Genomic DNA, 14,511 nt, shown 5'->3' with positions numbered 1-14,511 from the left:
TTTATGAGCGCAATAACTATAGATGCCGCACCTGGTACCTTGCAAAAGGTACAACAACTGATCTTCCTGGCCATGATGAGTGTGGCCCTTTTTTGCCTGACTGTGCAAAGAACGCTTGCTCAAGGTTACCTAAAGGTGCAAGGCAAAGAAATTCGGAATGAAAAAGGAGAGAATGTACTGTTAAGAGGAATGGGCTTTGGAGGATGGATGGTTCAGGAAGGGTATATGTTAGGACTGAACGGAGGAGGACAACAATTTAAAATCCGGGAGAAGGTGAAGGATTTGATCGGAGAAGATAAGACCCGCCTTTTTTATAAAGCATGGTTGTCGAATCATACCCGTAAAGCTGATATCAAGGCGATGAAAGAATGGGGATTCAACTCTGTCAGACTTCCGATGCATTTTAACCTTTATACTTTACCGGTGGAACAGGAACCGGTACCTGTTCAAAATACCTGGATTGAACAGGGATTTGCCATGACAGATAGTTTACTGGCCTGGTGTAAGGAATATAAATTATACCTCATTCTGGATTTACATGCCGCACCGGGAGGTCAAGGGAACGACTTTAACATTTCTGACCGGAATCCTGCTTTACCCTCATTATGGGATAGTGAAGCAAACCAGCAGAAAACAGTGGCTTTATGGCGGAAGCTGGCAGAAAGGTATGTAAATGAACCTTGGATTGGCGCCTATGATATCATCAATGAACCGAATTGGGGATTTGAAGACCGGGAAAATGATAAAAACGGCATTAAAGAACAGAAAAACATAGGTCTGAGAAAGTTAATGGTGGAAATCACGAAAGCCATCCGCGAGGTAGATCAACAACACATCATTATCATTGAGGGCAATGGCTGGGGAAACAATTACAATGGGATATTTCCACTTTGGGATAAAAATATGGTACTCAGCTTCCACAAATACTGGGCATTTAATGACCAGGCTTCTGCTTCCGGAATGTTGAAGGCCAGCGCGGAACGAAATGTTCCGGTATGGCTGGGAGAGACAGGAGAAAACTCCAATGTATGGTTTACAGAAGCCATTCGCCTTTTCGAAAAGAACAATATAGGTTGGGCCTGGTGGCCTCTGAAGAAATTGGGACACAACAATCCTTTGCAGGTGAAAAGCAATCCGGAATACGATGAGGTATTGAAATATTGGAACGGGGCGGGACCAAGACCTTCAGCCCTGGTTGCGGAAAAAGGATTGATGCAATTGGCGGAAGATTTGAAAATAGAACGTAATATCTTCCATTCAGATGTGGTAGACGCCATGTTTCGCCAGCCTTTCTCTTCCGAAACGAAACCGTTTAAAGCGAATGTGATTAAACCTGGAATCAGCCTGGCCGCAGCAGACTATGACTTAGGGATCAACGGCAAAGCGTATTTTGATCAGGATACCGCAGATTACCATGTTTCCACGCAAAAGACAACAATTGGAAACCGGGGAAGGACCTACCGGAATGACGGAGTAGATATCCGGCAGCATACTGCTCCTGAAACCGGGTATTTTGTAAGTGATACCGAAGCTGGAGAATGGTTGCAATACACCATCAATGTACAGAACGCTGGTATTTACAACTTAACCCTGAATGTAGCCGCAAAGGATAACAAGGGGAACATTTCGATATTGATCGACGGAAAAACAGTGGCTGCAAATAAAGTCATTTCACAAACAGGTGGACTGTCCATTTTCAAACCCCAGTTTCTTAAAGGAATCAGGTTGAGGAAAGGAATTCAAAAGCTGAAATTTTATATAAATACCGGAGGCTTCAATTTTAGCAGCATCCACTTTGAAAGATAAACGCACTCAAGTTTAGTTTAATTGTAATTGATAAAGGTGGTCTGGATGGACCACCTTTTTAGCGTTACGCTTTATAAGATTTCAATGATCTGATCATATAGATCACTTGTCCGCCCATTTGACTCTATGTATATTTTATACTTGCCTTTTGGAATAGATGCTCTTATTTCAAGATCAATCGTCGTCTCATCCATACTTCCGGAAGAAATTGAACCTTTTATGAGGTATTGTGTTATACCGGTTAAAGGCGAGAATATAATCGAAGGTTTTTCAGTGTAAAAAATAAAATTGGCAATTATCCGCATCCCCTCTCCCGGATAAAAACCATACCCGTTGGTATGAGTGGATTGTCGGATACGAAGGATTTTAAGCGTCGATGCAACAGGGGCGATGACCTCGACATCTTTGGTTGCAGAAACTTTTTCATTTGATTTTACCTGAACCGTATAGGTTCCGCCAGGGATATTGGTCAGCTTAACTGCTAATTTAGTGCTGGTGGCGACTATATCTGTACCGGGATTATTTATCGTATAAATAGTTCCTGTAGTCTTTGATTTGAATATGATGGATAATGTATTTCCGGTTGCAAAAAAACGACCATTGATGGTCAGTGTTTCACTTTGTGCTAATGAAGCACTACTCAGTGACTCCAGTATTGGCGCCGCCTGAACAATAGTTAATGTGACAGGAACAGGCACCGCTTCTCCATTGATCACCAATTGAACCGAATAAGTGCCAAAAGCCAAAGTTTCAGGGATGGTTAGTCCTATAGAAGTATCATTGAGCAGAAGAAGGCTGGGCATGGTCGTTTTCACCAAAGTTGTACGATTGGTGAGGATTACCTCAATTTTTGAAGCATCAGTTCCAAAACCTTTTCCTTTTAATAGAAAATAACCATTTCCGGCTTCCAATTCTACTGGTCCCGTGTAGGTCTCAATGCTGAATTTGGGATTACTGCTGGTTGTTGTTACCTCGTATTCCTGTGTGGTGCCATCCTCTGCTGTTACCTTATAAACCACAATTTTTGAAAAATCTGCAGCTTCCGCATTGTTAACTGTTGCCTTGTCCGAAACTGAAATTACTGGTTTCATTGCAGTGATCGTCGTACCATAAGGGACATTGATCGCAATTTTTTTTGCGGTTTCATCTATGATACCAATCGCTTCGGGCGTTATTGTGGAGAATTTAAAAGCGGTAATTTTCTTTTCACTGCTTTTGCCCGGAATGACTTCGGGAGTTGGAACAACAGGTGAATCTTTCTTACAACTAAAAAGAAACAGGAGAAGGAGGAGCGTGTAATTTTGAATTTTCATTTATTTATTTTTTTATGACGCTAAAGTAGAGTTATTTTCTATAAAAGTTTAATATGTTTTGCCGAATTTTTATTTGAAAGAAGCTGAGGATAATGAATGGAAACCAGTAAAAACAAGAGGTTGTTTTTTACAATGTCGCTGCTTTCAAAATAATTATTTAACATTACGGTACGTATTCAGGTCTTTAAAAAGGTCTTTCAGGATATGTAGGGGGAAAATAAGGGTATGACATTAAAACCAATTTTTAATGAACGGCTGCTATTGAAGCAAATTTCGGAAGGGGATGAGCAGGCATTCAGCGTCTTGTTCTATCATTACCTTCCTGTATTACAGACTTTCGCATTGCGCTTCACAAAATCCGAAGCTGCTGCAGAAGAAATTATTCAGGATACTTTTTTGAGGGTCTGGCTGAACAGGGATAAGCTTGATGAAGTCGAGAATGTAAAAGCATGGTTGTATAAATATGCTTCAAACGAATGCCTCAGCCATCTTAGAAAGGTGCTGAAGCAAACTAAAGCCATCGATGACCTGAAACAGGAACAGCCACATGAAAGCAATACGACGATTGATACGATCCACCTCAATGAAATCAATCACCTGATTACAGATGCGGTTGACCGCTTGCCGGCACAAAGAAAAAAGATTTACCTGATGAGCAGGGGCCAGGGCTTAAACATTCCTGAGATTGCTGCCTCACTTCATATTTCTCCAAATACTGTAAAAAATGCGTTGGTGATCTCTCTAAAGTCCATCCGGGAACATTTGCACCATCATGGAATCACGCTGAGCCTGCTGGCATACCTCACCTTGCTGAAATAAAAATATTTTTTTTATTTCCCGATAGTCCTTATTTCCATTTGCTGCTTCTTAGTATCAGAATCTATGAAGGACCGTATAAAATATTTATTGGAACAATTTGAAAAAGGGGAACTCAAAACTGAAGAAACAGACTCGCTTTTGGAGTTGACTGGGGATGAGGGAGATGCGGTAAGGGAAGGAATCCTGGAAATGATGGAGCAGGAGGCTGATGGGGAAGAACTTATCCGGGAAGCGCAATGGGAGGTTGTTTTGAAGAGGATCGTGTCTGTTGATCGGCCTGTACCAGTCAGAAGGATAAAATCTTATGCTGCGTTGTATTGGGCGGCAGCGGCGATGGTGTTCATCAGTCTTAGCATTGCTTTCTATTTTTATGCTCCTGTTACCGGGCAGGGGATTGGAAGGAGTGCTCCCCGGTATGCCGTTAGTATTCCTCCGGGTGGAAATAAGGCTGTTCTTACCTTAGCCGATGGTTCAGAAATCTCCCTTAGTGATGCAGAGAACGGGGAATTGGCAAAACAATCAGGGATTAACATCATCAAAACTGCAGAAGGGCAGCTGACCTATGATGTCAGTGCTTCAAATAAAGCTTCTGAAGGACATAACAAGATTGCCACGCCAAGAGGCGGGCAGTATCAGATCAATTTGCCTGATGGCACCAAAGTATGGCTCAACGCCGCTTCTTCCCTCAAGTTTCCCCTGACATTTACGGGCCTGAAAAACCGTATCGTAGAGCTGAGCGGTGAAGCCTACTTTGAAGTCACAAAAAATAAACATCAGCCATTTAAGGTGTTGACTGCAGCGAAGTCAGATCAGGGAGGCCGCGCTCAGGTGATAGAGGTTTTGGGAACGCATTTTAATGTCAATTCCTATGCGGATGAGGAAAGTACAAAAACTACTTTACTGGAAGGAAGTATCCGGCTCAATAATGAGTTAACGCTAAAACCCGGAGAGCAATCCATTTTTGTCAATGACCATTTTCATGTCATCCCGGTAGATATGGAAGAAATGATCGCCTGGAAAAAAGGGTATTTCATGTTTGCCAATGAAGACATCCGCAGCATTATGAGAAAGATTTCGAGGTGGTATGATCTGGAGATCGTCTACCAGGGAAAACCAACAGATAATACTTTTATAGGGACGGTATCACGATTTAAAGAGGTATCTGAAGTATTGAATATTCTTGAATTAACGAAAACAGTGCACTTTAAAATCGAAGGAAGGAGAATAACAGTTATGCCATAAATCTACTTATACCCAAGGTAAGCTTAATGGTTCAAATAAACATGCCAGACCCGACTGCCATCGTGGTCTGACACTGGCCTGGTTTACCCGAAATTTTGCAGAAGACAATCAATCAACAAACCAAACCACCCAAATGTAATGAATATTTACGATCTCCTGAGGTCTAAGCGGCCCGCTTATGCCCAAAATAAAATACTGCGAATCATGAAGTTAACCATTCTTCTAATGACGACCATTTTCTTCCAGATCTCCGCAAAAAGTGTTGCACAGAACATAACCATCTCTGAGCAAAATGCTTCTCTGGATAAAATTCTTAAAGAATTACGGATACAAAGTGGCTATAACTTTGTATATACTGCACAGACGCTGGAAGGCGCAAAAAGAGTGAATGTGACCCTGAAAAATGTTTCCTTAACCGAAGCATTGGAGGTCTGCTTTGAAGATCAGCCCCTTACTTATGTCATCCAGCAAAATACCGTGGTCATACAAAGGAGGCCCCAGGTTCGAAAACCACTATCCATAGAGGTTAAAGGAAAAGTTACCGATGAAAACGGAATTCCTCTGCCCGGAATCAGCGTTCGTCTTAAAGACAGCAAGCTGGGGGTTGCCACAGATCAGTCAGGTGGATTTGCCATCACCGTACCAAACGGAGAGGCAGTGCTGATCTTTTCCTGTGTGGGTTATATCAGCAAGGAAGAACCTGTTAAAGGTAGAAACAGCATGCTGATTAAACTTGAGGCAGACCTGTCTGACCTTTCGGAAGTCGTGGTGAGTGGTTATCAGAAAATTGAACGGCGCAGACTGACTTCTTCCATCACCACTGTGGATATGAATGTGCTGAAAACCATTAACCAGCCTAATATTGATAAACTGTTACAAGGACAGGTCCCGGGACTAACCATCGTGAGCACATCAGGAGCACCCGGAGCAATCCCCCAGATCAGGATTCGCGGAACATCCACCATCAGCGGGAATGTGCAGCCGCTTTGGGTGGTAGATGGGATTATCCTGGATGATCCGATGAACGTTTCCGTAGATGATATCATGAACAACAGGAACCTCATTGCTTCAGGAATAGGTGGCATCAATGTGGACGATATTGAATCTATTAATGTGTTAAAAGATGCAGCCGCAACCGCGATATATGGGACCAAGGCCGCAAATGGGGTAATTGTAATCACTTCCAAAAAAGGAGTTTCGGGCAAAACCAGAATCAGCTATTCCAGTCACCTTTCCATGGGGATGCGCCCGCAGATTGACGATGCTTACATGATGAATTCAAAAGAACGGACCGATGTGAATCTGGAAATGATTTCCAGAGGTATCCTGAATACCAGTACCAATAAACCCGGACAATATGGAACGGTTTCAGACTTCGAACGCTATTTTATAGATGTTCACGACAGGAAGATGAGCTGGTCTCAATTTCAGGATAAAGTGAAACAACTGGAAACTGTAAATACAGACTGGTTTAAACACTTATTCAGAAATTCACTTACCCATAAGCATAGTCTGAATTTTTCCGGCGGTACCGAACAGACCACTTTTTACTTATCGGGAAGCATGATGGATGATCAGGCAACCGCTAAAAAAGTCGGACAAAAAACCTATACCGGATCAGTTAAGGTGTACACAAAACTGAGGGATAATATCCGTATCGGGGGAATGCTGGATGTCAATGCCAGAGAAAACAATAGTTTCTTCGCCACAGATTCCCGCGAGAACCCCTATGAATGGGCGATATACACCACACCTGCCCAAAATGCCTTTGATGAAAATGGTGGATACAACCACATGTATTACAATAGCCTGAAGTATAATTTCCTTGAAAACAGAGAGCAGGGCTGGCGAACCTCCAGGAACTTCGGAATGCGTGGAACAGTAGATCTGGAATGGAGATTGGTACCTGATCTGATCTTTACCAGTTTGTTCTCTTTTTCAAAGCAAAATACTGTAGATGAGGACATCGCGACGGAGGAGAGTTATTTTGTTCGTGCAAGGAAAAGAGACATGACCAAGACTGTGGATTATATCTCTGTTCCGGTATGGGTTGACGGAGGCTACAGACAGGACAGGTCCAACAATAACAACTCTTTAACTTTCAGGAACCAGCTTTCCTATATGCCTGTAATTGGTACCGATCACCGGTTTGATGTGATGGCTGGCCAGGAGATCAGAACATCTAAGTATAAAGAGGTGACTACCGATATCTATGGATATGTGCACAACCGGGGGCATCAGCAGGTTCCTCAGTTTGAGTTCATGGAAACCATGGGAATTCCGTACTGGACAGAGAGTTTGAATGAAACAGCAGCAGTATCCTATTTTGGAGTAGCAGGATATACCTACAAGAATCGGTATACGATGAGTCTGAATGCCCGTTCTGATGGATCAAACCGGTTTGGGATAAAGACCAACAAGCTCTTTCAACCACTTTGGGCACTGGGATTAAACTACCAGATGAAAGAAGAGAACTTTCTGAAGGACAAAGACTGGCTGACTTACCTCACCTTGAAAGGCTCTTATGGTAGTCAGGGTAATGTGGCTTCTCAGGCTTATTCAGATTTGGTGGCGAGGATAGGTACAACGGATGTGATCAATAAGGAAGGCTATCTGGTGATCTCAGCGCCTAAAAATCCAAACCTGAAATGGGAGATGAACTATACCACCAACCTGGCCCTGGAGTTTGGGTTGTGGAAACGCAGATTGAGTGGTACCATTGAGTATTATAACAAGAAAGGGGAAGACCTTTTAGGAACAAAGCAGGTATCACAGGTTTCTGGTTTTAGCTCTATTCAGGTCAACTGGGCCTCTATGAAAAACCAGGGCTTTGAGCTGTCTTTAAATTCCATTAATATCGATGGAAAAGATTTCCGATGGTCTACGAATGTGAATATGGGATACAATGAGAACAAAGTATTGGAAGTTTATTCAGTGCCAACGGTAAACAGCCTTACGGATGCTCAACGTAGTAATTTTGCTTCTTCGGCAATGGTAGGGAAGCCGATTAACGGACTTTGGTCTTACCGGTACGCGGGATTGAATGCGGATGGAAGGGCTTCTTTTTATACCACAAAAGAAGGGGAAAAGGTCTTGTATGGAATGAATAAGATAGATGGACTGACTTATTCGGGGACTACGATGCCTGTGATACAAGGTGGTCTGACCAATACTTTTTCTTATAAGAAATTTACGCTTTCTGCGCTGTTCATTGGAAACTTCGGAAATGTAATCCGCTTGCGTAACCTTTCCCAGGGATTTGCATTCGGTTTTCCTGATGCCACACAAAACATGTCTAAAGAATGGGCCGGGCGCTGGAGACAAGCGGGAGATGAATTGCATACCAACGTTCCAAAGCTGGAATCTGATCCATGGGACCTCGCGGTAACGGGAACAAGTCCATACAATGGAAAGATGTATGACAATAGTGACCTGAGAACGGTAAAAGGCGATTTTGTCCGTTTACAAAACCTGTCCCTCAGTTATGATCTTTTTACCCCGGCGCTTCGGGCAAAGGGAATTCAGAACATCCGTTTTATGTTACAGGGAAACAACCTCCATGTATGGAAAAATAAAGCATTAAAAGGACAGGATCCTGAGTCTACAGGCTCCATGATGAGTTACAATGACACCAGGAATGCAAATGTTTCCTTTGGAAATACCTTCCTGCCATTACCCCGTTCTTATTCCGTTTCCTTGTCTGTACAATTCTAAAGACCACAATTATGAAAAAGATATTTTATTTGAATTTTATAGCGATGCTGGTGCTGTTGTCTTCGGGCTGTAAAAAAATGCTGGACATCAAACCGGTAAACAGCATGATGCCTGTAACCATTGCCGACTACGAATCTGTATTACTGGGTGGTTATCCAAAACTGGATTTCTACTTTAAAACAGAACTCATGACGGACAATGCTTTTGTGAACCTGCAAACCATTAACGGCCTGGAACGTGCTAATGAACCCTGGTACGTCTGGGCAGCCAGCCATCAGATGGATGGGGTTGCAGATGACCCTTACTGGGGGCAATTGTACCGATCCGTTTATTATGCCAATACGGTATTGGATGAGTTTTCCAAACGAAGTCCTTCTTCCGCTGATAAAGTCCTTTTTGAAACGGTCATGGGCGAAGCTTATGCACTAAGGGCCTTCAGCTATTTTTATCTGGTAAACCTCTATGCTGATGTTTACGCTCCGGAAACGCTTGCTGGTCAAGGGGTTCCGATGCCGTTGTCTGCATTGGATGTTCATCAGCATACCCAGAACAATGTGAGGGAGCCGATTGAAAAAGTATGGGGGCAAATCAGGAAGGATATTGATCAGGCTGGGCTTTTGTTAATGGGGAAACCGGAGAAAGGTAAGTACCGCTTCAATTACAACTCCCTGCAGTTATTTAATGCCAGGGTAAAGCTTTTTACGGGGGATAATGAAGGTGCCATTGCTGCATCAACGATAGTGATGAATACCAAAGGTCTGTTTAATATGAATGAAACTCAGGCCCATATTGATGAAGAGAACCAGGAAAGTTATGCCTTTACCAGCAATTACGGAATGATTGATTCTGATTATAAAAATGAAGTCTTATTCTTCATGGCAGGGAGAGCCAATAATAATATTTTTTATCATGGCATGAATGCCTGTAAACCCGCTGTTGAGCTATTGGATTTATGCAGGCGTAACGGGGTAGCGGACTATCGGAGATACATTTTTGATTCATTTGCCGACCTGAATACTGCCGATGGTGTGCAGACAGGACCTACCATTTATAACATGTTTGCCAAACAGGAAAACGGTAGTTATCATATCGGATTAAAAGTGAGCGAAGCATATGTGACCCGGGCAGAGGCTTATGCAAGGTTAGGGCGTAAAGAACTGGCCATTGCCGATTTGAATAACCTCCTGCTGAACCGCATTAAGAAGGGGGCTTTTGTTCCATTGACATTGGCCGATTTTGCAAGCCAGGAAGACCTTCTGAAGCGCATTTACGAAGAACGTCGGGTGGAAACTGCTTTTGAGGGCGGATTGAGGTGGTTTGACTTGCGGAGATTAGGGAAACCTGCTTTAACGCATGTATATAAGAACGGGCAGGTATATACTTTAAAGGAGAAAGATCCCCGCTACATCCTGCAAATCCCTTTATCGGAGCAGATCAACAGTCCGGAAATGCCAATAAATAAAAGATAAGCTGACTTAAATTTAAAAGAGATGAACTTAAAAAAAATATACGTTTTGGCCTTTAGTCTGGCTGTTTTGTTATGGTCCTGTAAGAAAGGAGAGACCTTAACGAATAGAGAAGACCTGAAATTTGAAGAGACATTTTCGCCTCCTGCGGATGCAGACCCTGCTGTTAAGGAATTATATCAAAACCATAATGTCTGGATGAGAATGGATTTTAAGGATTGGAAGGAAGTGACCAATGCGATTTTGGATAGCGACCCGACCAATCGTTTTGGCGTGGAGAAAATTGCGGATGAGGACAGACAGAGTGCCATTCTTTATACGAAGACTTTGATGTCTGGCGTTGCTCCGAAATTCTCAAAATCATACTTTCCCTTAGAATTGTTTTTTGTGAAAAGTTATGGAAAAGGATACTTTGCAAAAGACATCAAAAGAATAGGGAGGAGCAGGCTGGTGGTATGCTGGCCTAATAAAATGAAGGATGCTTTACCTGTACTGAATCCTGAAAACCATTATTATCAGGATTCGGTCCTGAGTACTTTTATATGGGCTGAACTTTCTTCCATGGTCACTTTGCGCATCCCAGAGCCGGTAAAGGAATTTGCAGATGCCGGAAAAGCGTATGACAATGGTGCTGCAGCTGATAAAATCAAGAAAGAGTTCGATAAAGATAAGGACGCAGAAAAGAGAGATGCGGCGTATGCGCTGCTGGCAGCCAGTGGAGGATTCATTGAGTCTTCAGGAGCAACTTCTTTTGAAAACGACTTCTCTTCCTGGATGAGGTTACTGGCATTGGAATCAAAAGAAAACATTAAGAAGAAATACCTCGATAACAGTCCGGCAAGGGCTAAAAAATATGAAGCGTTTGTCAGGTATCTTCATTCCCAGGGTTGGGACATACAGGCTATGGGAAACACTTACAGAGCAAAATTTGATGCTTACAAAGCATCGCTTTAATCATTATAATAATCAATAAATTCAACCAAATCAATTCAAACAATGAGAAAATTAGTTTTTACGCTAATATGTGCTGTTCCGGTATTGGCGAATGCGCAAAATGCAGCTTTCAGTTTAAAAGGAGCTATAGCCAAAAGCGGAGCCAAATCAAAGGCTTACCTGAGTTACCGCAAGGATGGCTCGATGGTAAAAGATTCGGCAATTCTGAAAAACGGAGCTTTTAATTTTAAAGGAGAAGTATCCGGACCAACGGCTGCTAAAATTACTTTTGACCAGCAGGGAGCAGCGGTACCTTCGAAGAATCCGGATGTCTTATCCTTTTATCTTGATAAGGGAGAGATCAATGTGAAGGCTAAAGATTCTGTAAAAAATGCTTTGATTACGGGATCTCCGATCAATGCAGAACATGCAGTGTATTTAAAAGCTGTTGCAGGGCCGGAGAAAATTATCAGTGGGCTGAATGCCGAATGGGCAGCAGCAAGTAACGAAGAAAAGCAAAAAGAAGAGTTTGTAAAGAGCTTGCAAAGCAGACATAAACCTGCGGCCGATGAAAAACTGAAAATTCAGGAAGTCTTTATTGCAGCACATCCTGATTCTTATTTTAGCCTGCTGGCCTTAAGGGAATCATCCGAGTATGATATAGATGTGGCTAAGGTAGAACCTAAATTCCATGCATTGAGTAAACGCCTGCAGGAAAGTAAGGCTGGTTTGGATTTCGCCAAACAGATTGAGATTGCGAAAGCGACGGCTATTGGTGCAACAGCTCCTGATTTCACACAGAATGATGTGAATGATAAACCGGTTAAACTTTCTGAGTTCAGAGGTAAGTATGTATTGCTGGATTTCTGGGCTTCCTGGTGTGGGCCATGCCGCGCGGAAAACCCAAATGTAGTGGCGGCTTATAACAAGTATAAAGAGAAGAACTTTACCGTCCTTGGGGTTTCACTGGATCAGCCTGGAAAGAAAGACAACTGGTTAAATGCGATTAAAGCAGATGGCCTGACCTGGACACAACTAAGTGACTTGCAGGGATGGAACAATGCGGCTTCAAAGATGTATGGGGTAAAAGGAATTCCACAAAATTACCTGATTGATCCGGCAGGTAAAATTGTTGCTGCAAATTTACGTGGAGAAGAATTGCATAAAAAACTGGAAGAGTTAATGAAGTAGGCTCAGGTCTGTTCAGGCAATTTATAAACTCCCATATCCGCTTTCGGGTATGGGAGTTCTTCTTTTGAATAAGGTCATAATTACTATATTCGCCCGGGGGGATGACAAAATGCTTAATTATCAGACAATATCGGACAATGAACTGGCCGGATTGTTAAAGTCCGGGGATAGAAAAGCTTATACAGAAATTTATAACAGGTATACCTGGTTGTTGCACATTCATGCGTATAAATGGATGCAGGATCGCGAAGAGGCAAAGGACATTGTTCATGAGCTTTTTGCCAGCCTGTGGACCAAACGTGAAACCTTGTCTTTCCCGGAAAACCTTTCTGCCTATCTCTATACTGCGGTGCGCAACCGCATTTTTAATGTGATCTCCCACCAAAAAGTGGAATCTGCCTACCTGAGTTCGCTGCAGCAGTTTATCGATGAGGGAACCTGTGTAACGGATCATCTGGTCAGGGAAAAACAACTGGCCGCTCTGATCGAAAAAGAAGTTTCAGCTTTACCTCCTAAAATGCGTGAAGTTTTTGAGCTGAGCAGGAAATCGCAATTGAGTCATAAGGAAATTGCAGCGCAGCTGGACCTTTCCGAACAGACGGTGAGGAAACATGTACAGCATGCCTTAAAAATACTGAGAATTAAACTCGGACTGATCGTATTCCTGTTCTTAATTTCCCATTACTGATCTTAAATAAAAAAAATCATTTTTATTTACCCCCTCCGCCCGACCTGCCTGTCTGTTGTTTTTATAAAGGCAAAGCAGCCTCTTCTGTACTATGGAAAAACTAAATGCAAAAGATTTATTGGACAGGTATCTTGCCGGTAATTGTACGGAAGAAGAGCGTGCTTTACTGGAAAGCTGGCATCTGAGCAGAACAGCCGGTTTAAATCATGGTTTCAGCATGGAAGAGCTTAGTCAGGATATTGACGAGGTCCGGGAGCGGTTAAAACTTCCGGGAGCACCAGCCCGCAGCATTCCTTTGTGGCCCAGGATCGCTGCGGCTGCAGTACTGTTGCTGAGTCTTTCTGCAGCTATATTCTTTTATGTGTCCGGATCTCCGGAAAATAATGTTGCAGAACAGCATGCGATTGCAAAGACAATTGCCCCGGGAGGGAACAATGCGATCCTGACCTTAGATGATGGCAGTCAGATTTCTTTATCAGATGCGAAGAGCGGAACCCTTGCCAGTCAGTCGGGGGTGGAGATCTCTAAATCAAAAGATGGCCAGTTGATTTATCACCTTTCAAGTGTAAGTAAACCTGATGTTTACAATACCATCAGCACTCCTGATGGAGGCGAATACCAGGTAGTTTTGCCGGATGGGACCAAAGTATGGCTAAATGCAGGATCTTCACTGAGGTTTCCATTGACTTTTGACCACCTCCATGAGCGAAAAGTTGAATTAAAAGGAGAGGCCTATTTTGAAGTTGCCAAACAGCTTAAAGAAGGAAAAGAAAATACACAACGTGTTCCTTTCATCGTGATGACACCCACACAGCAGATTGAAGTACAGGGCACTCACTTTAATGTGAATGCCTATGCAGATGAACCTGTCGGAAGAACAACCCTGCTGGAAGGCCGCGTGAAGGTCTCCAAAAAAGCAGATCCAACAGCGCATGTGTTCCTTAAACCGGGGGAACAAGCCCTGCTAAAAGATAAATTGACCGTGGCTAAAGTGGATACAGAAGAAGTGATGAGCTGGAAGAACGGTTTCTTCCGTTTTAACGAGAGCGACTTAAAAACTGTCATGAGGCAGGCTTCCCGATGGTATAACGTAGACGTGGTCTATGAGGGCAATATTCCGGAAATATCATTTACAGGAGAGGTGAGCAGGAAAGTGAATGCTGCTGCGTTCCTGGATATGCTGCGGTATCTGAACGTGAAATTTAAAATAGAAAAGCAAACCAATACCAGAAATAAAATTGTGGTATCGCTTTAATCAACTAATCATAAACCATAAACTAAAAAAAATGAAGAGAAATTTACCAGTCCTGGAGTAGGGAACCTATAAATGTTAATCCAT

Annotated in this window: 10 protein-coding genes; 9 read left to right on the top strand and 1 reads right to left on the bottom strand. The window is 42.8% G+C overall.

Annotated features, from left to right (window positions below; translation table 11 throughout):
* Positions 1-3 precede the first annotated feature (3 nt).
* Positions 4-1,806, top strand: coding sequence for a cellulase family glycosylhydrolase (locus BUC20_RS22295; protein WP_234994575.1), 1,803 nt, complete (start codon positions 4-6; stop codon positions 1,804-1,806).
* 71 nt (positions 1,807-1,877) lie between these two features.
* Here the strand turns inward: BUC20_RS22295 and BUC20_RS22290 are convergent, their stop codons facing one another.
* A complete protein-coding gene (locus BUC20_RS22290; RefSeq protein ID WP_073233251.1) occupies positions 1,878-3,119 on the bottom strand; it encodes a DUF5018 domain-containing protein in 1,242 nt (413 codons plus the stop codon).
* 225 nt (positions 3,120-3,344) lie between these two features.
* On the opposite strand from BUC20_RS22290, the gene BUC20_RS22285 reads away from it, so the two are divergent.
* From BUC20_RS22285 to BUC20_RS22250, 8 genes are all read left to right on the top strand, one after another.
* Positions 3,345-3,938, top strand: coding sequence for an RNA polymerase sigma factor (locus tag BUC20_RS22285; protein WP_073233249.1), 594 nt, complete (start codon positions 3,345-3,347; stop codon positions 3,936-3,938).
* Between the two features lie 63 nt (positions 3,939-4,001).
* The gene (locus tag BUC20_RS22280) at positions 4,002-5,180 is read left to right on the top strand and encodes a FecR family protein (RefSeq protein ID WP_073233247.1); all 1,179 of its coding nucleotides are present in this window, start codon (positions 4,002-4,004) and stop codon (positions 5,178-5,180) included.
* Between the two features lie 204 nt (positions 5,181-5,384).
* Positions 5,385-8,894, top strand: a complete 3,510-nt coding sequence (locus BUC20_RS22275; protein ID WP_159441146.1) for a SusC/RagA family TonB-linked outer membrane protein — start codon at positions 5,385-5,387, stop codon at positions 8,892-8,894.
* Between the two features lie 11 nt (positions 8,895-8,905).
* Positions 8,906-10,363, top strand: a complete 1,458-nt coding sequence (locus BUC20_RS22270) for a RagB/SusD family nutrient uptake outer membrane protein (protein ID WP_084529158.1) — start codon at positions 8,906-8,908, stop codon at positions 10,361-10,363.
* 21 nt (positions 10,364-10,384) lie between these two features.
* Positions 10,385-11,314 (top strand): hypothetical protein, encoded by a 930-nt coding sequence (locus tag BUC20_RS22265; RefSeq protein ID WP_073233241.1) that lies wholly within the window; start codon positions 10,385-10,387, stop codon positions 11,312-11,314.
* 42 nt (positions 11,315-11,356) lie between these two features.
* Positions 11,357-12,484, top strand: a complete 1,128-nt coding sequence (locus tag BUC20_RS22260) for a TlpA disulfide reductase family protein (protein WP_073233240.1) — start codon at positions 11,357-11,359, stop codon at positions 12,482-12,484.
* Between the two features lie 109 nt (positions 12,485-12,593).
* On the top strand, positions 12,594-13,172 hold the full coding sequence (locus tag BUC20_RS22255; RefSeq protein WP_073233986.1) for an RNA polymerase sigma factor: 579 nt from the start codon (positions 12,594-12,596) through the stop codon (positions 13,170-13,172).
* Positions 13,173-13,263: 91 nt separating this feature from the next.
* Positions 13,264-14,427, top strand: a complete 1,164-nt coding sequence (locus BUC20_RS22250; protein WP_073233239.1) for a FecR family protein — start codon at positions 13,264-13,266, stop codon at positions 14,425-14,427.
* The last annotated feature ends 84 nt before the right edge of the window (positions 14,428-14,511 follow it).

Origin of the sequence: Pedobacter caeni, assembly GCF_900129215.1 — a bacterium.
Classification (GTDB): Bacteria; Bacteroidota; Bacteroidia; order Sphingobacteriales; family Sphingobacteriaceae; genus Pedobacter; species Pedobacter caeni.
This window is presented reverse-complemented; position numbering and strand designations above follow the sequence as displayed.

Excerpts from the sequence above, each read along its gene's own strand:
- BUC20_RS22265 (WP_073233241.1), top strand. The coding sequence starts at position 10,385 with ATGAACTTAAAAAAAATATACGTTTTGGCCTTTAGTCTGGCTGTTTTG.
- BUC20_RS22280 (WP_073233247.1), top strand. The coding sequence starts at position 4,002 with ATGAAGGACCGTATAAAATATTTATTGGAACAATTTGAAAAAGGGGAA.
- BUC20_RS22285 (WP_073233249.1), top strand. The coding sequence starts at position 3,345 with ATGACATTAAAACCAATTTTTAATGAACGGCTGCTATTGAAGCAAATT.
- BUC20_RS22295 (WP_234994575.1), top strand. The coding sequence starts at position 4 with ATGAGCGCAATAACTATAGATGCCGCACCTGGTACCTTGCAAAAGGTA.
- BUC20_RS22250 (WP_073233239.1), top strand. The coding sequence starts at position 13,264 with ATGGAAAAACTAAATGCAAAAGATTTATTGGACAGGTATCTTGCCGGT.
- BUC20_RS22275 (WP_159441146.1), top strand. The coding sequence starts at position 5,385 with ATGAAGTTAACCATTCTTCTAATGACGACCATTTTCTTCCAGATCTCC.
- BUC20_RS22255 (WP_073233986.1), top strand. The coding sequence starts at position 12,594 with ATGCTTAATTATCAGACAATATCGGACAATGAACTGGCCGGATTGTTA.
- BUC20_RS22270 (WP_084529158.1), top strand. The coding sequence starts at position 8,906 with ATGAAAAAGATATTTTATTTGAATTTTATAGCGATGCTGGTGCTGTTG.
- BUC20_RS22260 (WP_073233240.1), top strand. The coding sequence starts at position 11,357 with ATGAGAAAATTAGTTTTTACGCTAATATGTGCTGTTCCGGTATTGGCG.
- BUC20_RS22290 (WP_073233251.1), bottom strand. The coding sequence starts at position 3,119 with ATGAAAATTCAAAATTACACGCTCCTCCTTCTCCTGTTTCTTTTTAGT.